General features: G+C 58.0%; 23 protein-coding genes. 12 read left to right on the top strand and 11 right to left on the bottom strand.

The genetic code is table 11. From position 1 onward, the window contains the following. Positions 1-54: 54 nt before the first annotated feature. The 3 genes from C0U40_RS01850 to serB form a co-directional block, all read right to left on the bottom strand. Positions 55-1296, bottom strand: a complete 1242-nt coding sequence (locus tag C0U40_RS01850) for a PLP-dependent aminotransferase family protein (protein ID WP_101654045.1) — start codon at positions 1294-1296, stop codon at positions 55-57. Between the two features lie 98 nt (positions 1297-1394). Then, positions 1395-2084 carry a DUF4336 domain-containing protein gene (locus C0U40_RS01845; RefSeq protein WP_101654044.1) on the bottom strand — a complete coding sequence of 230 codons (690 nt, stop codon included), beginning with the start codon at positions 2082-2084 and terminating at the stop codon, positions 1395-1397. 12 nt (positions 2085-2096) lie between these two features. Beyond that, entirely contained in the window at positions 2097-2975 is an 879-nt protein-coding gene (serB, locus tag C0U40_RS01840; RefSeq protein ID WP_101654043.1) for a phosphoserine phosphatase SerB, read from the bottom strand. Between the two features lie 156 nt (positions 2976-3131). Between serB and C0U40_RS01835 the strand changes: the two genes are divergently transcribed. Both C0U40_RS01835 and serA read left to right on the top strand, forming a co-directional pair. Beyond that, a complete protein-coding gene (locus C0U40_RS01835; RefSeq protein WP_101654042.1) occupies positions 3132-4271 on the top strand; it encodes a phosphoserine transaminase in 1140 nt (379 codons plus the stop codon). A gap of 64 nt (positions 4272-4335) precedes the next feature. Further along, positions 4336-5931 (top strand): phosphoglycerate dehydrogenase, encoded by a 1596-nt coding sequence (gene serA, locus C0U40_RS01830; protein ID WP_101654041.1) that lies wholly within the window; start codon positions 4336-4338, stop codon positions 5929-5931. Between the two features lie 90 nt (positions 5932-6021). Here the strand turns inward: serA and C0U40_RS01825 are convergent, their stop codons facing one another. The 3 genes from C0U40_RS01825 to C0U40_RS01815 form a co-directional block, all read right to left on the bottom strand. Further along, positions 6022-7155, bottom strand: a complete 1134-nt coding sequence (locus C0U40_RS01825; RefSeq protein ID WP_101654040.1) for an alkane 1-monooxygenase — start codon at positions 7153-7155, stop codon at positions 6022-6024. Positions 7156-7277: 122 nt separating this feature from the next. Continuing rightward, the gene (locus C0U40_RS01820) at positions 7278-8630 is read right to left on the bottom strand and encodes an aminotransferase class III-fold pyridoxal phosphate-dependent enzyme (RefSeq protein ID WP_101654039.1); all 1353 of its coding nucleotides are present in this window, start codon (positions 8628-8630) and stop codon (positions 7278-7280) included. Between the two features lie 54 nt (positions 8631-8684). Beyond that, complete coding sequence (locus tag C0U40_RS01815) at positions 8685-9458, bottom strand: IclR family transcriptional regulator (RefSeq protein WP_101654038.1); 774 nt, start codon at positions 9456-9458, stop codon at positions 8685-8687. A gap of 140 nt (positions 9459-9598) precedes the next feature. On the opposite strand from C0U40_RS01815, the gene C0U40_RS01810 reads away from it, so the two are divergent. From C0U40_RS01810 to C0U40_RS01780, 7 genes are all read left to right on the top strand, one after another. Beyond that, positions 9599-10540, top strand: coding sequence for a tripartite tricarboxylate transporter substrate binding protein (locus C0U40_RS01810; RefSeq protein ID WP_101654775.1), 942 nt, complete (start codon positions 9599-9601; stop codon positions 10538-10540). A 70-nt stretch (positions 10541-10610) separates the two neighbouring features. Next, positions 10611-11129, top strand: a complete 519-nt coding sequence (locus C0U40_RS01805) for a tripartite tricarboxylate transporter TctB family protein (RefSeq protein ID WP_101654037.1) — start codon at positions 10611-10613, stop codon at positions 11127-11129. A gap of 1 nt (position 11130) precedes the next feature. Next, positions 11131-12615, top strand: a complete 1485-nt coding sequence (locus C0U40_RS01800) for a tripartite tricarboxylate transporter permease (RefSeq protein ID WP_101654036.1) — start codon at positions 11131-11133, stop codon at positions 12613-12615. Further along, positions 12612-14096 carry an aldehyde dehydrogenase family protein gene (locus C0U40_RS01795; protein ID WP_101654035.1) on the top strand — a complete coding sequence of 495 codons (1485 nt, stop codon included), beginning with the start codon at positions 12612-12614 and terminating at the stop codon, positions 14094-14096. Before C0U40_RS01800 ends, C0U40_RS01795 begins: the two co-directional genes overlap by 4 nt. Then, on the top strand, positions 14081-15373 hold the full coding sequence (locus C0U40_RS01790; protein WP_286134734.1) for an aspartate aminotransferase family protein: 1293 nt from the start codon (positions 14081-14083) through the stop codon (positions 15371-15373). The genes C0U40_RS01795 and C0U40_RS01790 overlap by 16 nt, the downstream gene beginning before the upstream one ends. Beyond that, a complete protein-coding gene (locus C0U40_RS01785) occupies positions 15370-16317 on the top strand; it encodes a phosphotransferase enzyme family protein (RefSeq protein WP_101654033.1) in 948 nt (315 codons plus the stop codon). The genes C0U40_RS01790 and C0U40_RS01785 overlap by 4 nt, the downstream gene beginning before the upstream one ends. Further along, positions 16310-17545 (top strand): Tm-1-like ATP-binding domain-containing protein, encoded by a 1236-nt coding sequence (locus tag C0U40_RS01780; RefSeq protein WP_101654032.1) that lies wholly within the window; start codon positions 16310-16312, stop codon positions 17543-17545. Before C0U40_RS01785 ends, C0U40_RS01780 begins: the two co-directional genes overlap by 8 nt. 13 nt (positions 17546-17558) lie before the next feature. Here the strand turns inward: C0U40_RS01780 and mutY are convergent, their stop codons facing one another. Continuing rightward, a complete protein-coding gene (gene mutY / locus C0U40_RS01775) occupies positions 17559-18590 on the bottom strand; it encodes an A/G-specific adenine glycosylase (protein ID WP_101654031.1) in 1032 nt (343 codons plus the stop codon). A 95-nt stretch (positions 18591-18685) separates the two neighbouring features. On the opposite strand from mutY, the gene C0U40_RS01770 reads away from it, so the two are divergent. The 3 genes from C0U40_RS01770 to C0U40_RS01760 are packed head-to-tail and all read left to right on the top strand — an operon-like array spanning position 18686 to position 20994. Further along, a complete protein-coding gene (locus tag C0U40_RS01770) occupies positions 18686-19225 on the top strand; it encodes a DUF721 domain-containing protein (RefSeq protein WP_286134733.1) in 540 nt (179 codons plus the stop codon). Positions 19226-19242: 17 nt separating this feature from the next. Next, on the top strand, positions 19243-19848 hold the full coding sequence (locus C0U40_RS01765) for a DsbA family protein (RefSeq protein WP_101654030.1): 606 nt from the start codon (positions 19243-19245) through the stop codon (positions 19846-19848). 3 nt (positions 19849-19851) lie between these two features. Then, positions 19852-20994: a CaiB/BaiF CoA transferase family protein gene (locus C0U40_RS01760; protein WP_101654029.1), complete on the top strand. Its 1143-nt coding sequence runs from the start codon at positions 19852-19854 to the stop codon at positions 20992-20994. A gap of 4 nt (positions 20995-20998) precedes the next feature. Here the strand turns inward: C0U40_RS01760 and C0U40_RS01755 are convergent, their stop codons facing one another. The 4 genes from C0U40_RS01755 to C0U40_RS01740 are packed head-to-tail and all read right to left on the bottom strand — an operon-like array spanning position 20999 to position 25563. Continuing rightward, positions 20999-22006, bottom strand: coding sequence for a glycoside hydrolase domain-containing protein (locus C0U40_RS01755; protein ID WP_101654028.1), 1008 nt, complete (start codon positions 22004-22006; stop codon positions 20999-21001). Between the two features lies 1 nt (position 22007). Further along, positions 22008-22427 carry an acyl-CoA thioesterase gene (locus C0U40_RS01750; RefSeq protein ID WP_101654027.1) on the bottom strand — a complete coding sequence of 140 codons (420 nt, stop codon included), beginning with the start codon at positions 22425-22427 and terminating at the stop codon, positions 22008-22010. Further along, positions 22420-24396: a 3-hydroxyacyl-CoA dehydrogenase NAD-binding domain-containing protein gene (locus C0U40_RS01745; protein WP_101654026.1), complete on the bottom strand. Its 1977-nt coding sequence runs from the start codon at positions 24394-24396 to the stop codon at positions 22420-22422. The genes C0U40_RS01750 and C0U40_RS01745 overlap by 8 nt, the downstream gene beginning before the upstream one ends. Before the next feature lie 48 nt (positions 24397-24444). After that, positions 24445-25563, bottom strand: a complete 1119-nt coding sequence (locus tag C0U40_RS01740; RefSeq protein WP_101654025.1) for an aminotransferase class V-fold PLP-dependent enzyme — start codon at positions 25561-25563, stop codon at positions 24445-24447. Positions 25564-25637: the final 74 nt, after the last annotated feature.

The following is a 25637-nucleotide window of genomic DNA, read 5'->3' as shown; positions in this document are numbered from 1 at the left end:
TGCCTCAAAGCGTTTTTTGAGACCAAGAATCCCAAAACTGCTCCACAATCACAATTACCCTGTCGCCTCTCGCAATACTGAACCCAGTTTTGCGATACCGTCTTCGATTGCCTCCACAGAAGGCAGACTGAAGCTGAGCCGCAAAGTGTTGCGCCCCGAACCGTCCGCGAAAAAGGCGTGACCGGGCACATAGGCAACGCGGGCCGTTTCAACAGACGTTTGCAGCAAGGCTGTAGCGTCGAGCGGTTCGGGAAGCGTAACCCAGATGAAAAGCCCGCCTTCCGGTTTGCTCCATTCCACGCCGTCAGGCATGTGCTCCTCCAGCGCCGCCAGCATTGCGTCCCGTTTCACGCGATAATGGGCGATGCCTTCAGCCACCTGTTGGTCAAATCGCGTGGTTGCAAGCGTTGCGATCACCCGTTGGTTGATAGCCGAATTGCTGAGATCAGAGGCTTGTTTCATCAGGGTCAACTTGCCGATAACCTCCCGCGGGGCGCAAACCCAGCCGACCCGCAAGCCGGGTGTAAATACTTTGGAAAAAGAACCGAGACTGATCACGCGGGACGCCTCTATCCCGCCCTGATCCGCGCAATCCAATGCCTGAACCATCGGCACCTCGTCACCGTCATAGCGCAGCGCCACATAGGGGCTGTCCTCTATCACCGGAATGTCCAGATCGCGGGCAAACTGCAGCAGGCTCTTGCGTTCCGAAACGGTCAGGGTGTGTCCGGTCGGGTTGGCGAAATCCGGCACCACATAAGCAAATTTCGCGGCGCCGCCTGCAGCCTCCGCATTATCGCGGTAAGAGGCAACCGTGCGGTTCGTCTGGCCTGTCGGCAACGTATCATAGGCCGGTTCCATCGCGGAAAAGGCTTGCAACGCGCCAAGGTAGGTCGGCGCTTCGACCAGTGCCGTGTCTTTGGGTGACAGGAACATACGGCCCAGAAACTCCAGCGCCTGCTGGGAACCGTTGGTGATCAGGATATTTTCGGGGGTGCAGGCCACGCCCCGTTTCCCCATATACCCGACAATCCACTGGCGCAGGCCCGCATCCCCTTCGGAAACCGAATACTGCAACGCCGCATCAAAGCGGCTGCGATCGCTACAGATTTGCGCATAAATTTCTGCGATCTGGTCCTGTGGAAACAGCGCCGGATCGGGGATGCCGCCTGCAAAGGAGATAATATCCGGCTGGTCCAGCAGCTTCAGCAGCTCGCGGATTTCGGATGCTTTCATACCGGCCATACGCGCAGCATAGCGCGTGCCCCAGTCAAGCGGCGCTTCGGGTGTTGTCATAGGTCTGTCCTCCTGACCGATTTAGGTCAACAATACGGACCTACTGTCAAGACATTTAGATCATCCTTGCGGAAAATCCGGCTGGCCTTCGGGCAGCGCTATCCCGTCAGCCAGCGGAATGCCCGCTTCAAATAGGCGGCGGCATCCACCGTTACCGGATCTCCATGGGCCATCAGGACCTTCTCGACCGGCCAGTCGAGGATACGTGCCACAGCCTGCCGCGCCTTGCGACGGCGCAGGAAAGCCGTGCGGAATTTGCGCGGCACCGTTGGTTCCGGTTCAACCATCAAATCCAGCCGCGCCACCGCGCGCCGCCATCCCTTATGCCAGCCCGCCGGAAACTGTTGCAACAAATCGGTGAACAGAACTGTACCGCTTTGCCGGTGAAAAAAGACAACTTCCTGCGTGATCAAATTGCCTGCCACAATGGTCTGCTGAACCTCGTCGCGCCACGCCGCATTTGCGCCTTCTGCAAGGTCTTCGTCAAAAGTCAGATCTTTGCGTTTGCTGCGCAACCCCGGCGGCGCATACAATGTGGCCTCGGGATAGGCTGCCACCCAATCTGTCAGCGAAAGGTGGTGCAGGGAATTTGGGGCCACAATGTGCCGCACGACGCCCATGCCATCCACGGCCTTGCGCAAACGGTCACTTAAAGAAACCGGCGACCAGATCATCAGATCGCCACTATTCAACCGGACCACGGCCATGCGGGTCGGATAGTGGAAACCGGCGACAGCGACAGTATCGCCGGCCGTGATCCAGATATTCTCTCCGAATTTTTCCAGCATGGTCTCTCCTGTTTACGGGCGGACAAACTCCGCAGCTTTGTAACCTTGCAAATACAACAGTCCCGTCAGGTCTGCATAGTTCAGACGCAGATCGACCTGCGCAGCGACGACAGGCTTGGCGTGAAGTGCTACACCCGATCCGGCCAGATGCAGCATCCCCAGATCATTGGCCCCGTCCCCGACCGCGATCACATCGTCAGCTGTGAGTCCCTTGGCCGCTGTGATTTCGTTCAACGCATCCACTTTAGCCTGTTTGCCCAGTACCGGAACCCCGTGTTCACCGGTCAATTTACCATCTTCCTGCAACAGCGTATTTGCCCGGTTTTCATCAAATCCCAGCTTGGCCGCGACAGCCGAAGTAAAACTGGTAAACCCGCCGGAAACCAGCGCCGCATAGGCCCCGTTCGCCCGCATGGTCGCCACCAGTTCAGGCCCGCCTGGCATCAGGGTAATCCGATCGTTCAGAACCTTTTCGATCACACCAACTGGCAGACCTTTCAACAGGCCGACCCTTTCCTTCAACGCCGCCTCAAAATCCAGTTCGCCATTCATCGCCCGTGCGGTGATTTCGGCAACCCGTTCGCCGACACCGGCTTCTGCCGCCAGTTCGTCGATACACTCCTGCTGGATCATCGTGCTGTCCATATCCGCGAGAAGGACTTTCTTGCGACGGCCCTCTACAGGCTGCACACAAAAGTCGATTCGCATCCGGTCCAGCCCCCGCCAGAACACATCAAAACCGCTGAGTTCCTGTTCGAAATAGACATCGCAGGCGATCCCTTCAGCCAGCCAGTCCACGTTGGAACCGTTCAGACGCGACTTTATTGACGACACCAGATCGGCGGTGACACGGGCATCTTCGGGCTTGGAAATAAGGGTCGCAACGTACATCTGGTCACTCTGTTTTGGGTCAACTTGCGGCGCTTTATTCGCCAAAAACGTCACAAAGACCAGTGTTTCCTGTTGCGGCGCAACAAAAACTGTCCTAGACGCGGCGGTGGGACACCTCTCCCCAACGAGAGGCTTATATCTGTAAGGATACCACTGATGACGACATCTCAGCCGGGCGCACGCCCGCAAAACCCCCGTTTTAGCTCTGGCCCCTGTACGAAACCACCAACGTGGTCTCTGGACGCGTTGCGCGATGCGCCGCTTGGCCGTTCCCACCGCGCCGCCGTGGGCAAAGACAAGCTGAAAGCAGCAATCGAAACCACCCGTGAAGTTCTTGGCGTTCCGGCCGATTACAAGATCGGCATCGTTCCCGCATCCGACACCGGTGCGGTTGAAATGGCGCTCTGGTCCCTTCTTGGCGCACGTGGTGTGACCATGCTGTCATGGGAAAGTTTCGGTGCGGGTTGGGTGACGGATGTGACCAAACAACTCAAACTGGACGTCACGCATCTGAATGCGGATTACGGCCAGCTTCCCGACCTTTCCGCGATCAATTTTGACGATGACGTGGTGTTCACATGGAACGGCACCACATCCGGTGTGCGCGTGCCAAACGGTGATTTCATTCCGGCTGACCGTGCTGGCCTGACCATCTGCGACGCAACCTCTGCGGCCTTTGCGCAAGACCTGCCTTGGGACAAACTGGATGTGACCACTTTCTCATGGCAGAAGGTTCTGGGCGGGGAAGCCGCCCATGGTGTGCTGATCCTGTCGCCCCGCGCTGTGGAGCGTCTGGAAAACTACACCCCGCCGTGGCCCCTGCCGAAAATCTTCCGCATGACCAAAGGCGGCAAGCTGATCGACGGTATCTTTACAGGTGCTACGATCAACACGCCTTCGATGCTCTGCGTCGAAGATTACCTCTTCGCGCTCGATTGGGCGAAATCCGTTGGCGGACAGGAAGGGCTGAAAGCCCGCGCCGATGCCAACCTTGCCGAGATCGAGACCTTTGTGGCGGCAAACGACTGGATCGATTTTCTGGCCGAAACGCCCGAAACCCGCTCCAACACTTCTGTGTGTCTGAAGTTCACAGACGACCGGATCACGGACGGCGCGGCTTTTGCCAAAGCGGTTGCGAAACGGCTGGAAACCGAAGGTGTTGCGCTGGACATCGGTGCCTACCGCGATGCCCCTGCGGGCCTGCGCATCTGGTGCGGTGGTACAGTTGAAACAGCCGACATCGCAGCGCTTCTGCCATGGCTCGACTGGGCGTTTAACGCCGAGATCGCCCAATAAGCTTTTCGCCCCGCGCCAGACGCGGGGCCACCCCTTACATATTTATACATAAGGAACGCCCAAAATGGCCCCTAAAGTACTCGTCTCTGACAAACTCAGCCCGACCGCCGTGCAAATCTTCCGTGACAACGGGATCGAAGTGGATTTCGAACCGGATCTGGGCAAGGACAAAGTAGAACTGATGAAACGCATCGGGGATTACGACGGTCTTGCCATTCGTTCTGCGACCAAAGTCACCGAGAAGATTCTTGAGAACGCAACAAACCTGAAGGTGATCGGCCGCGCCGGTATTGGTGTGGATAACGTTGATCTGAACGCCGCGTCCCGCAAAGGTGTGATCGTGATGAACACGCCTTTCGGCAACTCCATCACCACTGCGGAACATGCGATTGCAATGATGTTCGCCGTGGCCCGCCAGATCCCGGAAGCTTCGGCTTCCACACATGCAGGTAAATGGGAAAAATCCAAGTTTATGGGGGTCGAGCTGACCAACAAGACCCTTGGTCTGATCGGCTCCGGTAACATCGGGTCCATCGTGGCCAGCCGTGCGCTGGGTCTGAAAATGAAGGTTGTGGCCTATGACCCCTTCCTGTCCGAAGAACGTGCCGCCGATCTGGGCGTGAAAAAAGTAGAGCTGGATGAACTTCTGGCCCAAGCCGACTTTATTACCCTGCACGTTCCCAAAACCGATAAAACAGCCGGTATGCTGGACGCCGCTGCCATTGCCAAAATGAAAAAGGGTGTACGCATCGTAAACTGTGCCCGTGGTGGTCTGGTGGACGAAGACGCACTGGCTGAAGCACTGAAATCCGGTCATGTTGCTGGTGCAGCCTTTGATGTTTTTGCTGTCGAGCCCGCAACAGAAAGCCCGCTGTTCAACCTGTCCAACGTGGTTGTAACCCCGCACCTTGGCGCGGCAACCAGCGAAGCGCAGGAAAACGTTGCAATCCAGGTCGCCGAGCAGATTTCAGACTACCTGCTGAACGGTGCTGTCACCAATGCGATCAACATGCCGTCAATCACAGCAGAAGAAGCTCCGGTGCTTGGCCCGTTTGTGAAACTCGCCTCCCATCTTGGGGCATTCATCGGCCAGATGACCGAAGAAGCGATCGAAAGCGTAAATATCCTTTACGATGGTAAAGTTGCCGAAATGAACACCAAAGCCCTGTCCTCTGCGGCAATTGCCGGTGTGATGAAGGCGCAAAACCCTGATGTGAACATGGTTTCAGCTCCTGTTGTTGCAGCAGAGCGTGGCATCCAGTGCTCTACAACCACACAGGAAAAATCCGGTGTGTTCGACAGCTACATCAAGCTGACTGTCAAGACTGCGAAGAAAACGCGTTCTATTGCTGGCACGGTATTCTCGGACGGGAAGCCACGGTTCATCCAGATCAAAGGTATCAACATTGATGCGGAAATCGGCCGTCACATGCTTTACACCACAAACGACGATGTGCCCGGTATCATCGGGACGTTGGGCCAGACTCTGGGTCAGAACGACGTGAACATTGCGAACTTTACGCTGGGCCGTTCCGAAGCCGGCGCAAACGCCATCGCGCTTTTGTACCTTGATGCACAGCCTCCGGTATCTGTTCTGGACAAGCTGAAAGCAACTGGCATGTTCCAGCAGGTTAAACCACTGGAATTCGACGTAGAATAAATCTCTGTCGCATTTGATCCATGACCTGCGGGTATCCTCATGATATCCGCAGGTCTTTTTGTTTTCCGCTTCCCGTATGAGGCAACAGCCCTAGCGCGGTAGCGGGTTCAAGGCTTTGTTATAGGGTGTCCAGTCTTCCACATCCGGATAGTATTTGCGCCGCCACGCCCGCACTTTCGGGTTCATGTAGCGCCGCCAGAACGGAGGCATCATCGCCATAATCGTCATGATCGGATAGCTGTAGGGCAGCTGCGGTGCCTCATCCGCGTCGTAGTTTTGCAGCAGCGGAAACCGGCGGCTGGGTTTATAGTGGTGGTCGGAATGGCGTTGCAGATTGATGAGTACGTAATTGGTTACGCGGTGCGCAGCATTCCATGAATGGCGGGGCAGAACGTGTTCGTATTTACCTTCCCCCAGATGGCGGCGGGTCAGCCCGTAATGTTCGACATAATTGACCAGCTCCAACTGCCATACCGCTACAAAAGCCTGCAAACAGAACATGCCGACACCGGCCCATCCGCCGATCATATAGGCCAGAAGCAACCACGCGGTCTGCCATGCAGCATATCTCCAGAACGGATTGCTCCTGTGATAAACAGGCAATCCCTTACGCGCCAGCATCGCCTTTTCCGCCTTGAAAGCAGAGCGCAGGCAAGAGACCAGAACACGCCGGAAAAACCGGTGGAACCCTTCATTATAGCGGGCAGTCACCGGATCACGCGGCGTCCCCACATAGCGGTGATGCACCAGCAGGTGTTCGCTGCGGAAATGACCGTAGAGCACCATTGTCATCAACATATCGCCCAAAAACCGTTCGAAACGGGATTTCTGATGCATCAGTTCATGGGCGTAGTTTATACCGATGGTACCACTGGCAATACCGACGGTTGCCATGAATATCCAGCTTTCCCGCGTGCCCAGCCGATCACCCCAACTGACATAAGCCAAGGCGCCGAAAACCAGCAGCACCTGCAAGAACGGCCAGATCAGGGTAATCAGCGTGTACCAGCGCAGGCTTTCATCCGGTGTTTGCGGGTCCGCATTTTCGGTGCGCAAACCACCAATCACGTCCACGATTGACATGATCCACCAACCGAACACCGGCGTCAGCGCCAGCCACCAGCCGCCCTGCCAACCGGCAAATGCGATTACAGGTAAATACCCGAGCGATAACCAGAATGGCAGCGCGGCAAGGAAATTGGTGCGGATGGGATCGCCAGACATGAATGCTCCGGTTTTTTTCGCAATCTGGCACGAAAGACGGGAACACACAATTCAAACGGTGGGGAAGGCTGGCCGCGCCGTGAAGGGCGGCCAGTCCGGTTGTCATAAAGTGTTTGGCGGATTTAACCCGCAGCAGAGATACCCGCGTCGATCGCGTTCAGAACCGTGTCGACTTCAGCTTCGCTGATAACAAGGCTCGGGGACAGCAGGATGTTTGCGCCGGACACTCGCAGCATTGCGCCGTGTTCATATGCAACTTTGGCGACTTTGGCACCAAAGTCCGGTCCCATCTGCTTCTTGCTCTCGCGGTCGGACACAAATTCGATGGCGGTCATCAGACCGTGCCCGCCGCGCACATCGCCGATCACGCTGTGCTTTTCTTTCAGTCGTTGCACGCCTTCAAACATCTGCGTCCCACGCGCCGCGGCATTATCCCGTACGTCCAGACGCTGTGTTTCTTTCAGACAGGCAACCGCAGCAGCAGCCCCGACCGGATGGCCGGAATAAGTGTAGCCGTGCCCGATAGACCCTTCGGGTCCGGATTTTTCGAATACTTCCGTCATGCTTTCCCCGATCATGCAGGCACCAAACGGGTAGTAGCCGTTGGTGATCGCTTTAGCGGTACACATCATGTCAGGCTGTACGCCCCAATGGCGCGAACCGGACCAGTCGCCGGTACGACCAAAGGCAGTAATCACTTCATCCGCGATCATCAGGATACCGTGGCGGGAACAGATTTCACGCATCCCCGGCATGAAGGTTTCATGAGGCACCATAATTCCCCCTGCACCTAGGATCGGCTCCATAATAAAGGCGGCAATGGTGTCCGGCCCCTGAAACGCGATCTCGTCCTCGGCTGCCTGCAAGATCAGTTGCGCCAGTTTTGCGGGGTCTGATTCGTTAAACGGGTTGCGGTAGGCGTAAGGTGCCGGCAGGTGGCGGCAGCCGGGCAGAAGCGGTTCATAGGCGGTACGGAAACGGTTGTTGCCATTGACAGATGCACCGCCGAAATGAGTGCCATGATACCCTTTTTTCAGGCTCAGGAATTTGGTGCGCTGGGTTTCACCGCGAACTTTGTGGTACTGGCGAGCCAGACGCAGGCTGGTTTCAACGGAATCCGATCCTCCGCTGGTGAAGAAGGCACGCGTCATACCTTCTGGCTGGAAGAATTCCTGAAGCATGTAGGAAAGCTCGATCACAGCGTCATTGGATGTGCCGGCAAAGGTGGAATAGTAAGGAAGCTGATTTAACTGGTTGGAAATTGCCTCTTTCACCACATCACAGGAATAGCCGAGGTTCACGTTCCACAGGCCACCAACAGCGTCAATCGCTTCGTGGCCGTCAATGTCGGTGATTTTGACACCCGCAGCCCCGGTGATGATCACAGGCGGATTCTCTTGTTGCGCGCCCGGATGCGCCATCGGATGCCACATGTGCTTTGCGTTATTTTCTTTAAGGAAGTTATCGTCTTTCATCTTTCCGATCCTTTGATTGGTCAAAACCCGTTCGGGCGGTTTAAGGGGGCGCGCCTATTCAGCCGCTGCAGAAACCGGCTGACGCCGTGCTCCGTAAAGTCTGGAAATGGCCTGTGCCGCTTCGTTGATATTGAGTGCGATGCAATCACGGACCCTGTCATCAAAGCGGGACATGGGCGTGGCGACGGCCACCGCACCGCAAACCGTGTCGGTGTTGTCAAAAACCGGTGCAGCCATCCCGACAACATCGGTTTCGAAAGTTCCGAACATGACAGAATGCCCCGCAGTCCGAGCCTGCTCCACCAGCGCGAGCACTGATTCGCGCTCCAGCGGGGTTTCGCTTGTGATCCGTTCCAGTGAACGATTCAGAATCCTGTTGCGCTTTGTTTCATCCAGACAGCTTAGATAGGCGATGCCCGACGCCGTGGCGTGAAAGGGTAGAATTTCGGCGGGATCAATATAGACCCGCGTCGCCCTGACAGAGGTTTCCACAATGGCAATTTCACTTAACCCGCTTTTCTGGTGATGGGTCAGGTGTGCAGTTTCTCCAGTTTTTTCTACCAAATCTGAAAGCACATTTTTTGCTGCAATTTCAATTGGGTATGTCAGGTTTCGAACGGTTGCCAATCGGGTGACTGCAGGACCGAGGTGGTAGGTTTTGCTTAAGGGATCCTGTTCGAGAAAGCCTTGGGATTCAAGCGCGCTGAGATACCGCTGAACCGTAGCCTTATCCCGTTTCAGCAACCGTGCTGCCTCTGACAAACCGACCGAAGGACGGGCTGTGTGGAACAGGTCCAGTATCTCCAAAGCCTTCTCTACGGTGCTCATCTGTTACCCTATCGTTGCAAATGCATCGTTTTTTGTTTGACACCGATACTGCTTTGAAGCAATCATTATTTCAACCGACGGATTGAATAATGATCCAAGGTTATGACTTGGAACACAAGACATCGGACAGGGAGTCCCACATGAAACATTTTATATCTGCAGCAGCTGCGGCTGCGTTGACAGCGGCCGCAATCGGCACACCCGTGCTGGCCGAATACCCCGAAAAACCCGTCAACTTTATCGTGCCGTGGCCTCCGGGTGATCTGGAAGACGTTCTGACACGCATGATCGCCGAGGACTTTCAGAAGGAATACGGCGTGGCAGCGGCCGTGGTGAACAAGCCGGGCGGCGGCGGCGGCCCTTTCCCGGGCGCTATTGATGTCGCGACCGCGCCTGCGGACGGCTATACCATCGGCTCTTTCGTGATTGGCGTTCCCCTTATCGGCCACGAGATCGGCATTGACGAACTGTCTCCGGCAAAATTCGACCCGCTTGGTATCTTCCTGACATATCCTTTTGTTCTGGCAACATCCGGTGATGCTCCGTTTAAAACGGTTGAGGAAATGGCCGAACATGCCAAGTCCAACGAACTGGCACTTGGCCACTTCGGAGCGCCGCTGATCCCGACCAAAGTCTCGCTGGCCTATGCCAAAACTGCCGGATTTGAATGGGGTTCCGAAGCTGCTTTTGATGCATTGGATTGCAATACGCTGGCTTCCGGCGATGCGGATGTGATCAACACCACATTGCAACTGGTTCTCCCTTGTCTTGACAGCATTACCGTCCTGGCCACCATGACAGACGAGCGCATTCCTCAGGTTCCGGACACACCGACCATGGGTGAAGTAAATGCCGATCTGGGTATCTCCCTGTGGAACGGCCTGTTCGTGACCAAGGACACCCCGCAAGACGTGCGTGAGAAAATTATCGCCGTTGCAAAGAAAACCATGATGTCCGAGCGCGCCCAGAAACTGGCCGCCGAAACGGGCGCGGGTGTTTACTGGCAGGATGCTGAAACATCTGCTGCGCGGATCGAAACAGACGCCGGCAAACTGGGCACACTGAACGGTCTGGTAGAATAATCCTACCCTGTTTCAAGATTTGAACCGGCCCAATCGGGCCGGTTTTTCCAAACCTGCGAAGGAGCACGAAATGAGCGCCGAACCGAAAAGAGCCAAACCCGGAGAGTTTCTGTTTGTAGGTCTGTTCTTCGCAATATCCGTTCTACTGCTGACGCAAATCGGCGATCAGGCCAAGTTTTCCGCCAAAGGGAAACTTTTTGCACAGCCCGCCTTCTGGCCCGGTGTCGGTGTGATCGGCATGGTCCTATTCACTGGTCTGCACCTTCTGACCCACATGCGGCAACAGGCCAAAAACGGCACCGGTGCTGAAGTCGTAATCTGGCTGAGAGCCTTTGAATTCGTTGGCTGGTTCATGGTCTATGTGGTGCTGGTCCCGCGACTGGGCTATCTGCCCAGCACTGTTCTCTTCACCTCCCTTCTGGCCCTACGAATGGGCTATCGCAGTCCGGCGATGCTGGGCTGGGCCGCTGCATCCGGTGTGGCGATTGTAGTGATCTTCAAGACGCTTCTCGGCGTGAAAATCCCCGGAGGCGCGCTCTATGAGTATCTGCCCGACGGATTGCGCAACTTTATGATTTTGAATTTCTGATATGGATCTGCTTCTTTCCAGCTTTGACATCCTCGCCCGCTGGGATGTCCTCATCGCCCTTGTTGTCGGTTCAGTCGGAGGTGTCATCATCGGCGCTATTCCCGGTGTTGGCGCTGCGGTGGCGATTGCCATCCTGCTTCCGGCGACGTTCTCGCTTGATCCTATTGTCGGTCTGACCGCGCTGCTGGGGATTTACGGCAGTTCCATGTATGGCGGCGCGATACCTGCCGTACTGGTGAACACACCGGGCACAGCGGTCAACGCACTGACCACCTATGACGGTTATCCGATGACCCAACGGGGCGAAGGCCGCCGCGCGCTGTCGCTGGCCTATTCTGCCAGCTTTTTCGGTGGCGTCTTTGCGGTGGTCTGCCTGATCTTCCTGTCGCCCATGCTAGCCGCAATCGCCCCCCATTTCGGCAGCCGCGAGATTTTCCTCGCCTCGCTGCTCGGCATCATTCTGGTGGTTCTGGCCCATCGCGGGCAGATCCTGATTGCGGGTGCTTTGGCTTGTTTCGGCATCTGGCTGAACACCATCGGGCTGGAGCCGATCCAGTATTCCAAACGCTACACCTTCGGGCAAAGCTGGCTGTCCGGCGGCGTTGATCTGATCGTGGTCGTGCTGGGTCTGTTCGCCATTTCCCAAGCTATCGTCTTGCTGGTGGACAAAAACCGCGCACCGCGCACCGGCACCTTGTCCGGCGATCTGTTTCAGGGCTTTAAGGAACTGTTCCGCTACAAAAAGGTGGCCAGTGTCAGTGCCTCTTTCGGGGTGCTGATGGGGATGATCCCCGGTGTCGGGGAATTTACCGCGCAATTCATGTCTTACACTGCCGCACGGCGCGGATCGAAAACGCCGGAATTGTTCGGCAACGGCGCACCAGAGGGGCTGATCGCCTCTGAAGCCTCCAACAACGCTGTGCCCGCCGCCGCGATGATCCCGTTACTGGCGCTTGGCATTCCGGGCGAGGCGCTGACGGCAATGATGCTGTCCGTGTTTTACGTGCACAACGTCGTACCCGGCCCGCAGCTATTTCAGAACCAGATGGATTTTGTTGTCGCACTATATATCGCGCTTCTGGTGTTGAACGTGATGGTGGTGGCCTTCCTGCTGTGTTCCACCAACCTGCTGCTGAAGATCATCCAGATTCCGACCCGTTTTCTGGGCGTTATCATTCTGACCCTGTCTTTTGTCGGCGTATATTCCCTGCGCAACTCTACCATCGACTGCGCCATTGCTGCCGGTTTCGGTGTGTTCGGATTTATGCTGAAGCGGCTCAACCTGCCGATTGTGCCGATCATTCTGGGCATGGTTCTGGGCGGTATCATGGAAGCAAAGCTGCGCACCTCGATGATGCGCGTGAAATCCCCGCTCGATATGATCGACCGTCCCATCGCCTTTATCCTGTTTCTTCTGATCCTCGTCGTGCTCGGCTCTCATGTCTGGCGCATGTGGAGGGATCGCAACACTACGGAAAACCAATGACGACACAAACGCAAATCGACGCGCTGCGGCGTGAAACTGTAGCCCCTCAATCCCTGTTCATCGACAACGCCCCCGTGCAAGGTGCCGCCGAACCGATGGCTGTGACTTCTCCGATTGACGGTGCGCAATTGACCACGATTGCCAACGCCACTTCGGCCGAGGTGGATATGGCCGTGGCCTCTGCCCGTGCAGCCTTTAACGACGGGCGCTGGTCACGACTGGCCCCTGCTGCCCGCAAAAAAATTCTTTTTGCTGTGGCCGACGCGATTGAGGCCGATGCGCTGGCGCTGTCGGTGCTTGGCATCCGCGACAACGGCACGGAATTTGCTATGGCCTACAAGGCCGAGGCCGGTTCCGCCGCTGCAACCTTCCGCTATTACGCCGAAGCCATCGACAAGATTCCGGGCGAAATCGCCCCTACCGCAGCCGGCACGCTGGGTCTGGTGCATCACGAACCGGTCGGCGTGGTCGGTGCTATTATCCCTTGGAACTTCCCGCTGATGATCGGCGCGTGGAAGATTGCCCCAGCCATTGCAGCGGGCAATTCCATCGTGGTGAAACCGGCTGAAACCGCATCCCTGTCTCTGCTGCGGCTGGCTGAAATCGCTGCGGGCGCCGGTTTGCCTGCGGGTGTGCTGAACGTCATCACCGGCGATGGCCGGATCGCAGGGGATGCGCTGGCACGGTCTATGGACGTGGATGTGCTGGCCTTTACCGGATCGGGCATGACGGGGCGCAAGCTGCTGGAGGCTTCGGCCCAGTCGAACCTGAAACGGGTCTATCTGGAACTGGGCGGGAAATCCCCGAATGTGGTTTTTGCCGACGCGCCCGATCTCGATAAGGCGGCGGCAGTTTCGGCGGCAGGCATCTTCCGAAACGCGGGACAGGTCTGTGTGGCCGCGTCCCGCCTGCTGGTCGAACGCAGCATTCACGACGATTTTGTGGCCGCACTGAAAACCCACGCCGAAGCCTTCAAGGTTGGTGATCCACTGAACCTGAACACCCAGATTGGTGCGGTCAATTCGGAAACCCAACTGGCCGGAAACCTGCGCCTGACGCAAGCCGCAATCAGCGAAGGTGCGGAATGCGTCACAGGCGGCAACCGCATTCTTGAAGAAACCGGCGGCAGCTATATGGCGCCAACCATCCTGTCCGGCGTGACACCGTCGAACACCGTGTTCCGCAAGGAAGTTTTCGGGCCGGTTCTGGCGGTAACGCCGTTTGACACAGAGGAAGAGGCCGTACAGCTTGCCAATGACAGCGAATTGGGTCTGGCCGCCGGTGTCTGGACCGCCAACCTGTCCCGCGCCCATCGCATGATCGGGGCAATCAATTCGGGCGTTGTCCATGTGAACACCTACGGCGGGCCGGATAACACTGTGCCGCTGACAGGTCATAAACAATCGGGCAACGGTTCGGATAAATCGCTCCACGCGCTGGACAAATACACCAACCTGAAAACCGCATGGATACAGTTATGAACCCGCTCAGCAAATCTCTCCTTGCCCGCCGCGATGCCGTTCTCGGGCCCAACATGTCCACCTTTTACGAAGAGCCTGTTCATCTGGTGAAAGGTGAAGGCGTCTGGGTCTGGGACCATGACGGCAAGAAATACCTCGATTGCTACAACAATGTCCCCCATGTGGGGCATTGCCACCCCCATGTGGTCAAAGCCATGTGCGATCAGGCGGCAACGCTGAACACCCACACCCGCTATCTGCACGAAGGAATTGTCGATTACGCGGAGAAGCTGACAGCGACCTTTGACGATGCGCTGAACACTGCGCTGCTGTGTTGCACCGGGTCAGAGGCCAATGACGTTGCCCTGCGCATGGCAGAGGCCGTGACCGGTAAAACGGGGATCATCGTCACCGATCACACCTATCACGGCAACACCACGGCAGTTTCGGCCCTGTCCACCACCAACCCGTCGAAATTCGGCAAATCGGGCCATATCCGCCATGTTCCGGCCCCCGACAGCTATCGTCCGCCCTCGGATGATCCGGCGGCGTATTTTGCCGAGCAGGTGAAGGCAAAGATTGGCGAACTGGAAGAAAGCGGTCACGGGTTTGCCGCCCTGCTGATTGATCCGTTCTTTGCCAATGAAGGTTTTCCCGATCTGCCCGCCGGTTTCCTTGATGCGACGCTGAAAGCTGTCCACGATGCCGGCGGCATCCTGATCGCGGATGAGGTCCAGCCCGGTTTCGGACGCACCGGAAGCCATATGTGGGGGCATCAGTATCAGGGGATCACGCCCGATGTTGTGACCCTTGGCAAACCGATGGGCAACGGCCATCCGGTGGCAGGTGTCGTAACAACATCCGCAATCATGCACGAATTCCGCACTGCATTCCGCTATTTCAACACCTTTGGCGGCAATCCAGTATCCTGCGCCACCGCAATGGCGGTGTTGGAAGTGATTGAACAGGAAGGACTGATGCAACAGGCCGCGGATGTGGGGGCCTATGCCAAAGCCAGACTGCAAGAGCTTGCAGACAAACACATAGTCATTGGCGATGTGCGGGGTCGGGGCATGTTCTTTGGCGCGGAACTGGTGACGGATCGCGCCACCAAAGCGCCTGCGACGGAGTATCTGTTGCGGGTGATTGAGGAACTGCGCAATCGCGGTGTGCTGCTGAACAAGATCGGCATCCACTACAACACACTGAAAATCAGACCGAACCTGCAATTCACGCGCGAAAACGCGGATCTGCTGGTAGAAACGCTGGATCAGGTGCTGACGGATGTACAGCCATGACAGAGACGCTTGCGCAAAAGGCGATCGACCGCTGGGATATTGAAACACTGTCTGTGGATCTGGTGGCCGAGAGAGAAAACCGCGTCTACCGCGTGACAACACCTGATGCGGTCTACGCCCTGCGCCATCACCGCGGCGGCTATCGCACGGACGGGGAGTTGCGCTCGGAACTGGCGTGGATGGACGCACTCGACGGGGCCGGGCTTTCGCTGCCCCGCCCGATTGCCGGTTCGGATGGGGCCCATCTGCAAGTGTTAGAGGGCGCGCAATTCGATTTGCTGACATGGTTGCCCGGCCATCAGATGGGCGCCTACGGAACGCCTCTTGATCTGGATGATCCGGAAGGCACGTTTTACAGGCTTGGTCAGGCCATGGCGCGGATGCATGCGGCCTCTGATGCGTGGACACCGCCACAGGGGTTCACCCGTCCGGCTTGGGATACGGAGGGTCTGATCGGTGAGACACCGCTCTGGGGGCGGTTCTGGGAAAATCCGACCCTGACGGCAGAGCAAGAAACGCTGCTTGAACGCTTTCGCGCGAAGGCTGCAACGGCACTGGCGGAGGGGCAGCATGATTTCGGCCTGATCCACGCCGACCTGCTGCGCGAGAACATCCTGATCGACGGGGACGACCTGCATCTGATCGACTTTGACGATTGCGGCCACGGTTTCCGGCTGTTTGAACTGGCCACAACGATTTTCCGCATCCGCGAAGAAAGCAACGCCAGTGAATTGCAAGCTGCGCTGATTGGCGGCTACCAGTCCGAACGCGCTATCAACATCACCCATCTGCCTCTGTTCATCGCCCTGCGGGCCTGCACCTATGTAGGCTGGATCGTAACGCGGATGGAACTTGAAGGCGCAGAAGCACGGAATGCGCGCAACATCAAAACAGCAACCCAAGTGGTTGCAAACTGGCTGAATTCGGGAGGCACCCATGTCTGACAAGACTATTCTGATCGTTGGCACCTATGACACGAAAGACGACGAACTGAACTATATGGCAGAGCGGATCACCGCAATGGGTGGCGGTGTTCTGACGATGGATGTCAGCGTACTGGGCGACCCGTCAGAGCCTTGTGACCACTCCAAACATGCCGTGGCCGAAGCCGCTGGAAGCTCTATCAAGGCGGCGATCGACTCTGGCGATGAAAACACCGCCATGCAGATCATGGCGCGGGGCGCATCGCAGCTAGCAGCGCAGCTGTACCGCGACGGCGCGTTTGACGGCGTAGTCATTCTGGGCGGCACGATGGGCACCGATCTGGCGCTGGATGTCTGTCAGGCGCTGCCGATGGGCGTGCCGAAATATGTCGTTTCAACAGTCTCTTTTTCCCCGATCATCCCGCCGGAACGCCTGTCAGCGGACATTCAGATGATCCTTTGGGCGGGTGGCCTCTACGGCCTGAACTCTGTCTGCAAGGCATCCCTGTCGCAAGCAGCCGGAGCGGTGCTGGGGGCGGCCCGTGCGGTAGAGCCACCTTCTACCGACCGGCCCATTGTCGGGATGACCTCGCTCGGGTCGTCCTGCCTGAAATACATGAAATTGCTGAAACCCGCTTTGGAACAACGCGGCTACGAGGTTGCCATTTTCCACGCCACCGGCATGGGCGGCATGGCCTTTGAATCCCTTGCCGCACAGAGGCGGTTCTGTTGCGTGATGGATTTCGGCCTGTCGGAACTCGGTAATCTCATTGCCGGATCCGTCGTCAGCAGCGGCAGCCAGCGGATGCTGAGCGCGGGGCGCAGCGGCATCCCACAAATCGTGGCCCCCGGCTGTTTCGATCTGGTGGATTTCGCAGGCTGGCAGGATATCCCCGAAAGCTATCGCGACCGCCCCTTCCACGAACACAACCGCCTGATTAAATCTTCTGCCTTCAACGCCGAGGAACGCCGCGAATCCGCCCGCGAAGTGGCGAAACGGCTGGGAACAGCAACTGCTCCGACCCATTTCATCATGCCGCTGCACGGGGTTGAGGAATGGGACAGGGAAGGTGATGTCGCCCATGATCCCGAAGGGCTGGCCGCGTTTACCGATGAAGCCCGCAAGGTGATGACCGACCCGATCAGCTATTCCGAGGTAGATGCCCATATCAACGATCAGGCTTTTGCCGATAAAGCGTTGGAAATCTTTGACGCGTGGGTGGCCGACGGGACGATCCGCAAGGGCTGAAGGGCGCAAGGGGTTAGCGGCAGAGATCCCAAGCCTTGCGCATGACTGTGGGCAGATCGGCAGGAGAAAACTGCGTCCGTGGCAGGAAACTGCCACTGTCCGGATCGCCGCTGACGTCTCGGGCAAAGCGGACCTGAAGGCGCAGGTGGAAATGGGTGAAGGTGTGGCGCACCTCGCCCCTGTCCTGCCAGTCCGCATCAAGAGGTGGCTCTGCGTCATGGGGCGCCTCCTGCCACGTGCTGCCGGGCCAGCCGAGCATTCCGCCCAGAAGCCCTTTGTCAGGGCGGCGTTCCAACAGCACCGCGCCGTCTGTGCGCTCTGCCACATAGGCAACGCCCAGCCGGATCGGTTTTGCGGCTTTCGGTGTCTTACGCGGCAGGCTGGCCGCATCGCCAGCCAGCCGCGCTGCGCAATCGGCCATCCACGGGCAAATCCCGCAGGCCGGAGAACGCGGCGTACAGATCGTCGCCCCCAGATCCATTACCGCCTGTGCATAATCCCCGCAGCGGCGGTTTGGTGTCAGACCGTCTGCGAGTGTCCGAAGGGTCTCTTTAGAGGCAGGCAAAGGGTCTAACACCCTGTAGTAACGGGCCATTACCCGTTCCACATTCCCATCCAGAACCACCGCACGGCGGTCAAAGGCAATGGCTGAAACGGCGGCGGCTGTGTAGGGGCCGATGCCCGGCAGCTTTAACAGCGCGTCGTAAGTATCGGGAAAGACACCGCCATGCTCCTGCGCCACCACGCGGGCACATTTCAGCAGGTTTCGGGCCCGCGCGTAATAGCCAAGCCCCGCCCAAGCAGCCATGACATCACCGTCCTGAGCCCCCGCCAGATCGCGCACAGTCGGCCAGCGGCTGACAAATTTGCGGAAATAATCCTTCACGGCGGCCACGGTTGTCTGCTGCAGCATGACCTCTGACAACCAGATGTGATAGGGGTCGGGCCGCACACCGTCCTGCCGTGCGGCGGGGCCGACACGCCACGGCATTTCGCGGGCGTGAATATCGTACCAGTCCAGCAAATCTGCCGACTGCTGTGTCATCTTCTCACACAAGTTTTATCACCTCTTTACCACCAATTCGCTGGCATCCGCCCTTTGCCTGCGTAAGATAACGTGAATCGAAGGTTAAGACAGCCATGGCCGCCATGAAATCGAAGAATTCCCCGTCCAAGCCCGCGTTTACGCGGCGCAAGGCCCGTGGGTTTCTGCAAACCGGCGGTATCCTTGGCACGCAAATCCGCAAGGCATCGGAAAAGCGGGGGTTTTCGGAAACCCGTCTGCTGACCCATTGGGCGGAAATCGCCGGAGAGTCTGTTGCGCGGATCGCCCGCCCTGTGAAAGTCGGCTATACCCGTCAGGGCATGGGCGCAACCCTGACCCTTCTGACGACCGGTGCCAACGCGCCGATGGTGCAGATGCAGCTACCCCAGATCAAGGACCGCGTGAACGCCACCTATGGCTATGCCGCGATCAGCCGCATCCATATCACCCAGACATCCCCCACAGGTTTTGCCGATAAACAGGCGGATTTCTACCACGACCGCCCCGAAAAACCGCCCCTGAGCGCCGAAAAGAAAGAGGTGCTTGCCCGGACCGTATCTGACGTGTCAGACGGTGGGTTAAAAGCGGCCCTTGCCGCGCTGGGTGAAAACATCCTGAAGAAACAGAAATCCTAATCCAAGAGGTTCCCGTTATGATTACCCGCCGTACCGCACTGGCCACACTGGCTGCGACCACACTGCCTGGCTCTATCACTTTCGCACAGGAAGAGACCCTAACCGTTCCGGACATGCGCCTTGGCAACGAACTCGCCAAAGTGACAGTGACAGAATACGCGTCTTTCACCTGCCCCCATTGTGCCAGCTTCCACGCCAACACCTATCCGCAGCTGAAAGCGAATTACATCGACACGGACAAGATCAACTTTGTTTACCGCGAAGTCTATTTTGACCGGTTCGGTCTGTGGGGCGCGATGATCGCCCGCTGTGATCCGTCCAAATTCTTTGGCATTGCGGATATGCTCTACAAACGTCAGGCCGAATGGTCCCGCGCTGGTGAACCGGCTGAGATCGTCGGAGAGATGCGCAAGATCGGCAAAATTGCCGGCCTGTCCGACGAACAACTGGACGAATGCCTGAACGATCAGAAAATGGCCGAAGCCATGGTTGCCCGTTTTCAGGAAACCTCCACAGCGGACGAGGTGAACTCCACGCCGACCCTGTTTGTGAACGGTACCAAATACGGCAACCTGCCCTACGACGAGCTGGCTAAGATCATCGACGCCGAACTTGGCAGCTGATCCATGACAAATACGCCATTACATGGCCTGCGGGTGGTTGAACTCGCCCGTATTCTGGCTGGCCCGTGGGCTGGCCAGACGCTCGCCGATCTGGGGGCGGAAGTTGTCAAAATCGAAGCGCCGGACGGCGATGATACCCGCAAGTGGGGCCCGCCCTTTATTGATCGGGGCGATGATGTCGCCGCCGGTTATTTCCATGCCTGCAACCGCGGCAAGAAATCGGTGGTGGTGGATTTCCGCACCCCCGAGGGCAAGGCAGACCTGCTGGGCCTGATCAGCGAAGCCGATGTGCTGATCGAGAACTTCAAGGTTGGCGGGCTGGCGAAATACGGGCTGGATTACGACAGCCTGAAAGAGGCAAATCCCCGTCTGGTCTATTGTTCGGTCACAGGTTTCGGGCAGACCGGCCCCTATGCCCCCCGGGCGGGATATGATTTTCTGATGCAGGGCATGTCCGGCCTGATGTCGATTACCGGCGAAATTGACGGTGAACCGCAGAAATGCGGCGTGGCGATTACCGACCTGTTCACCGGATTATACTCTGTGATCGCCATTCAGGCCGCGCTGGCCCACCGAGAAAGAACCGGCAAGGGGCAACACATTGATATGTCCCTGCTGGATGTGGCCACAGCAGTGACGGCCAATCAGGCGTGGAACTATCTGGCCACCGGAAACCCGCCCGGTCTGACAGGCAACGCCCATCCCAATATTGTGCCCTATCAAGTGCTGCCCACATCGGACGGGCATGTGATTATCGCTTGTGGCAATGACGGCCAATACCGCCGCTTCTGCGATGTTCTGGGCCGCCCCGATCTGGCAAGCCACGCGGATTACACGACCAATCCGTTGCGGGTCAAAAACCGCGAGGTTCTGGTGCCCGTGCTACAGGAAGAAACCCGAAAGCACACTAAAGCAGAGTTGCTGGCCGCCTGTGATGCCAATACGGTTCCTGCCGGCCCGATCAACAATATGAAAGAGCTGTTCGAAGACCCTCATGTCCAGTCCCGCGGCATGCAGATCGAACTGGACGGGCTGCCCGGTGTGCGCTCTCCGATCCGCTTCTCAGGTGCCGATCTGGCCACCAAAGACGCAGCACCCAAGCTTGGGGCGCATACCGAAGAACTGCTCGGGAAAAAAACGTCCTGAACGGCTATTGATAGGCTGGCATCTGCGCCGAGGTGGTCAACACTTCGGCGCGGACATAGCCTGCGATCCGGTCCGTCCCGTCCAGCGACACCGCGTGCCAGTCCTTAATGGATTTTAACACAATCGGGTTGTAGGCCAGTGTCAGGGACCGGACCACTTTGGCACTTGTATCCGGCTTTTCATATACCGCAGCCTTACGGCGGCTTGAAAAATAGAACTGGTCCTTCAACAAGAACGCCGTTCCGAAATCCGCAGGTTGCCCGACAGACGTGCGCGAGAAGTCCCCGAAATCCGGCGCGACCGGATTGATCACGTTCCCGTCCACCTGATTTTTTCCGAACCAGAGATGGTGGGAAAACTGGAACAGGTTCCACCGCTCCTGATTGTAGAACTGCCGTGTGTCGGGCCAGCCCCGCGACAGGGCAAGCCACGTCAGATCCGTCAGCCCTACATCCAGCAACCGCCCGAGCACCAGCCCCGAGCCATAGGCCCCAACACGGTAGCGGTTGCCGTTCTGCTGGAACACGCGGCGCACGGATTCGAAATAGGCCATGACACCGGCCAGTTGCGCAGGGCCGTTCCAACTGCCGTCCACACCGAAATAGATTGCCGAACCTGCCGGCTGGCCGATCGTGTTCTGCGCATAATCAAGCGCATGCTCCGCATCCGCCTGCCCGCGCTCCGGTGTGATGCTCTCCAGCTTGTCGTTGTTGTATTGGAAGACTGCGCCGATGTTTATCCCTGCATCCCACAGCGCCTCGGCTTCGTGGCGGCGCAGCACTTTGTGGGGCAGGTTGCGCTCGGGCTGGTCCTTATAGGCGTAATAGCGAAACACAGTGCGCACCTTGCGTGCCACCAGCATCTCCATCATACCCTTGCGCCGTGTCATATCAAAAGCAGCGTCAATCACAGCGGTGGGGATGAAAGCGGGCAGAACCTCGGCCGTTCCGCTGACAGGGCTGACGAAAGCCGCCCCCGTAAGTGCCATCATCTGCCGCCGTGTCAGGTCCATGTCATCCCTCTGATAAAGGTTCTAACAGTTTTCGAAGCGGTTCGGGCCAAGGTACCGCATGTTTTTTGATAAAATCCACGCAGACAAGGGTAATCCGCGCACTCAGGCGCTGTTCAGCCCCGCAAAGCGCTACAATCGAGAGATCAAGACTGCGCCCGCCCAGACGGGAAATGCGCAACCGGAAATCCAGTCGGTCCTCCAGCCTCGACACTTCGGTGAAATCTGTTTCGATATGCACCGTCGGCACGGAGGTCTTCAGTTCTTCGTGCATCCTGTGGAACGACCAGCCTGCGGTTTGTTCGAAGAATTCTTCTACTGTCAGGTTCAGCATCTCGAAATAGCGGGGATAAAACACAATCCCCGCCGGATCGCAATGCTGGAACCGGACCACTTGGGTCGTGGTGTGAACAGGATCAGCCATTGCCCTGTTCCGCCGTCCGTGCAGCAAACATCGGGCCTCCGCGCCAGCGTGGGAAGCCGTAACCGTTGATCATAACCACATCGATGGCCTCGGGGCTGGCGGCAATGCCTTCGTCCAGAATGGCTTTGCCTTCGGACACCATCGCACCGAGGATGCGGTCCATGATTTCCTCGGCGGTAAAATCCCGCTGCTCAACACCGTTTTTCTTCGCTTCCTCTGCAATGATCGCTGCGACCTGCGGATCCGGTTCTCCCCTGCGGCTGCCATCGGGGTAGTTGAACCAGCCCGCGCCGGTTTTCTGCCCGAAGCGCCCCAGTTCGCACAGACGATCCGCAATGGACACGTATCTTTCCTTCGGATCGCGGGTCGGGGCGCGGCGTTTGCGGGCGGCCCAGCCGATGTCCAGCCCTGCCATATCCTGCATGGCAAAAATGCCCATCGGGAAACCATAGGCTTTCATCGCGCTGTCCACTTCCTGCGGTGTCGCCCCATCCTCAACCATATAGTCACACTCCCGCCGGTAGGCCGACAGGATGCGGTTGCCGATAAACCCGTCACAAACCCCCGCAGGCACCGCGATCTTGCCCAACTGCCGCCCGAGCGCGAATCCCGTTGCCAGTACATCATCCGCCACCTTATCGGGGCGCACGATTTCCAGCAGTTTCATCACATGGGCGGGAGAGAAGAAATGCAGCCCCAACACGCGGGAGGGATCCGCCACGCTGGCGGCGATCTCGTTCACATCCAGATAAGAGGTATTGGTGGCCAGCACCGCATCGGGCCGTGTGGCAGCGTCAAGCGCGGCAAACACCTGTTTCTTGACCTCCATATCCTCAAACACCGCTTCGATCACCAGATCGGCCTGTGCCAGAGAGTCGTATTCGACCGAACCGATAAACCCTTTTAAAAGCGTATCGCGCTTGTCCGGTGAAATCAGCCCCCGCTGGACACTGGCCATCAGCGTATCGGCGACGCGGTTCTGACCGGCAGACAGCGCTTCGGAATCCCGTTCGATCATTGTGACATGCAGGCCGGACAACAGCAGCGCCACGGCAATACCTGCCCCCATCGTGCCACCGCCAATTACCCCCACATGGGACAGCGGGCGGGGCGCAACGCCGCGCAGTTCCGGCAGCTTGCCAACGGAACGTTCCGCAAAGAACACATGACGCAAGGCCGCCGATTGCGGATCAGCCATCAGGTCTGAAAACACCTGCCGCTCCACCGCCAGCGCCGCTGTTCCGTCCAGCCGCACGGATTCTCCGATGGCATCCACGGCGCGGATCACCGAATTCTGCCCCCGTGCTTTGGAAACCAGCTTGCCCGCTATGTCGCGCCAGCTTTCCTCATCCGGTGCATCCACCGGCGCACGGTTCACAAGGGCTTCGGGCAGGGGATCGCCGGCAATTTCACGGGCAAAGGCGATAGCATCCGCTCTCAGATCGCCGCCGGATTTCCGGTCGGCCAGCCCGATTTGCACCGCATCCTGCGCACGGACCGGACGCCCTGTTGCCACCATTTCCGCAGCGCGGGCCACTGGCACAACGCGGGGCAGCCGAACAGTCCCGCCCGCCCCCGGAATAAGGCCCAGATGCACCTCTGGCAGTCCCAGCTTGGCGCGGGCATCCACGATCCGGTAATGACAGCCCAGCGCCACTTCCAGACCACCGCCAAGCGCTGTGCCGTGGATCGCGGCGATCCAGGGCTTGCGAGCCGCTTCAATCGCCAGAACAACATCGGGCAGGTTCGGGTCCTGCATCGGCTTGCCAAATTCCTTGATCTCGGCCCCGGCCATAAAGGTTCGACCGGCCGCGATCAGAACCACCGCCTGCACCGCATCATCCGCATCGGTCTGCGCCACCGCATCCGCCAGCCCCTGACGGACCCCGTGGCCCAGCGCATTCACCGGAGGATTGTCTACCGTGATAACGGCAATACCGTCTGTCATTTCCATTGTTACTGCCGTCATCGTCCTGTTTCCTCAGCTTGTTCCGTCAATCCGTCAGCCTGTCCCTGATCAGGCCACCGCATCCAGCGCCTTGCGCAGCTTGGCCACCGCACCATCCACGTCATGCAGCTTGTCCAGACCAAACAACCCCAGACGGAAGGATTTGTAATCCGCAGGCTCGTCACACATCAACGGCACACCAGCTGCGATCTGCATCCCTTGGGCGGCAAATTTGCTGCCGTTCTGGATGTCGGAATCATCGGTGTAGCTGACCACCACACCCGGCGCGCCGAACCCGTCCGCCGCCACACTGGTAAAGCCCTTTTCCGCCAGCAGCTTTCGCACCGCTGCACCAAGTTCCAATTGCTCGGCGCAGACCTTGTCAAACCCGTAGTTTTTGGTTTCCAGCATGGTATCGCGGAAGGACCGCAATGAATCGGTGGGCATGGTAGCGTGATAGGCGTGGCCGCCGTTTTCATAGGCCTGCATGATGGAATACCACTTACCCAGATCACAGGCGAAAGAACTGCTTTGCGTCTCGCCAATCTTGGCCAGCGCCCGTTCGCCCATCATGACCAGACCGGCAGAGGGTGATGCAGACCAGCCCTTTTGCGGGGCGGAGATCAGAATATCGACGCCGGTTTTCTGCATGTCCACCCAGACACAGCCCGAAGCGATACAATCCAGTACAAACAGCCCGCCATAGGCGTGAACCGCCTCGGCCACAGCGGTGATATATTCCTCCGGCAGGATCATCCCGCTGGAAGTCTCCACATGGGGGGCAAAAACCACATCGGGCTGTTCCTCGGCAATTTTTGCCACCACTTCGCCAATCGGCGCCGGGGCAAACGGCGATGCGGTTTCATTGGCCACCGGACGGGCCTTCATCACGGTTTCGCTGGCCGGAATGCCGCCAGCCTCGAAGATTTGGGTCCAACGATAGGAGAACCAGCCGTTGCGGATCACCAGCGCCTTTTTACCGGCGGCAAACTGGCGGGCCACAGCTTCCATCCCGTAGGTGCCACCCCCCGGAACAATCGCAACACCCTCGGCCTTGTAGACTTCTTTCAACATGCCGGAAATATCCAGCATGACCTGCTGGAATGCCTTGCTCATATGGTTCAAAGACCGGTCGGTGAACACCACCGAAAATTCCATCAAACCATCGGGGTCAACTGCACTGTTCATCACGTCATCCTATTGTAAACTCGTTTGCGCCGTAGGCTACGCAGCGCTGGTGAAAGCGCAAGCCGATTGTGATG

The sequence above is a fragment of the Neptunicoccus cionae genome, assembly GCF_002860325.1.
Lineage (GTDB): Bacteria > Pseudomonadota > Alphaproteobacteria > Rhodobacterales > Rhodobacteraceae > Amylibacter > Amylibacter lutimaris.
This window is presented reverse-complemented; position numbering and strand designations above follow the sequence as displayed.

Coding starts and splice junctions, on each gene's coding strand:
- C0U40_RS01850 (WP_101654045.1), bottom strand. CDS start 1,296: ATGACAACACCCGAAGCGCCGCTTGACTGGGGCACGCGCTATGCTGCG.
- C0U40_RS01845 (WP_101654044.1), bottom strand. CDS start 2,084: ATGCTGGAAAAATTCGGAGAGAATATCTGGATCACGGCCGGCGATACT.
- serB (WP_101654043.1), bottom strand. CDS start 2,975: ATGTACGTTGCGACCCTTATTTCCAAGCCCGAAGATGCCCGTGTCACC.
- C0U40_RS01835 (WP_101654042.1), top strand. CDS start 3,132: ATGACGACATCTCAGCCGGGCGCACGCCCGCAAAACCCCCGTTTTAGC.
- serA (WP_101654041.1), top strand. CDS start 4,336: ATGGCCCCTAAAGTACTCGTCTCTGACAAACTCAGCCCGACCGCCGTG.
- C0U40_RS01825 (WP_101654040.1), bottom strand. CDS start 7,155: ATGTCTGGCGATCCCATCCGCACCAATTTCCTTGCCGCGCTGCCATTC.
- C0U40_RS01820 (WP_101654039.1), bottom strand. CDS start 8,630: ATGAAAGACGATAACTTCCTTAAAGAAAATAACGCAAAGCACATGTGG.
- C0U40_RS01815 (WP_101654038.1), bottom strand. CDS start 9,458: ATGAGCACCGTAGAGAAGGCTTTGGAGATACTGGACCTGTTCCACACA.
- C0U40_RS01810 (WP_101654775.1), top strand. CDS start 9,599: ATGAAACATTTTATATCTGCAGCAGCTGCGGCTGCGTTGACAGCGGCC.
- C0U40_RS01805 (WP_101654037.1), top strand. CDS start 10,611: ATGAGCGCCGAACCGAAAAGAGCCAAACCCGGAGAGTTTCTGTTTGTA.
- C0U40_RS01800 (WP_101654036.1), top strand. CDS start 11,131: ATGGATCTGCTTCTTTCCAGCTTTGACATCCTCGCCCGCTGGGATGTC.
- C0U40_RS01795 (WP_101654035.1), top strand. CDS start 12,612: ATGACGACACAAACGCAAATCGACGCGCTGCGGCGTGAAACTGTAGCC.
- C0U40_RS01790 (WP_286134734.1), top strand. CDS start 14,081: ATGGATACAGTTATGAACCCGCTCAGCAAATCTCTCCTTGCCCGCCGC.
- C0U40_RS01785 (WP_101654033.1), top strand. CDS start 15,370: ATGACAGAGACGCTTGCGCAAAAGGCGATCGACCGCTGGGATATTGAA.
- C0U40_RS01780 (WP_101654032.1), top strand. CDS start 16,310: ATGTCTGACAAGACTATTCTGATCGTTGGCACCTATGACACGAAAGAC.
- mutY (WP_101654031.1), bottom strand. CDS start 18,590: ATGACACAGCAGTCGGCAGATTTGCTGGACTGGTACGATATTCACGCC.
- C0U40_RS01770 (WP_286134733.1), top strand. CDS start 18,686: ATGGCCGCCATGAAATCGAAGAATTCCCCGTCCAAGCCCGCGTTTACG.
- C0U40_RS01765 (WP_101654030.1), top strand. CDS start 19,243: ATGATTACCCGCCGTACCGCACTGGCCACACTGGCTGCGACCACACTG.
- C0U40_RS01760 (WP_101654029.1), top strand. CDS start 19,852: ATGACAAATACGCCATTACATGGCCTGCGGGTGGTTGAACTCGCCCGT.
- C0U40_RS01755 (WP_101654028.1), bottom strand. CDS start 22,006: ATGGACCTGACACGGCGGCAGATGATGGCACTTACGGGGGCGGCTTTC.
- C0U40_RS01750 (WP_101654027.1), bottom strand. CDS start 22,427: ATGGCTGATCCTGTTCACACCACGACCCAAGTGGTCCGGTTCCAGCAT.
- C0U40_RS01745 (WP_101654026.1), bottom strand. CDS start 24,396: ATGACGGCAGTAACAATGGAAATGACAGACGGTATTGCCGTTATCACG.
- C0U40_RS01740 (WP_101654025.1), bottom strand. CDS start 25,563: ATGAACAGTGCAGTTGACCCCGATGGTTTGATGGAATTTTCGGTGGTG.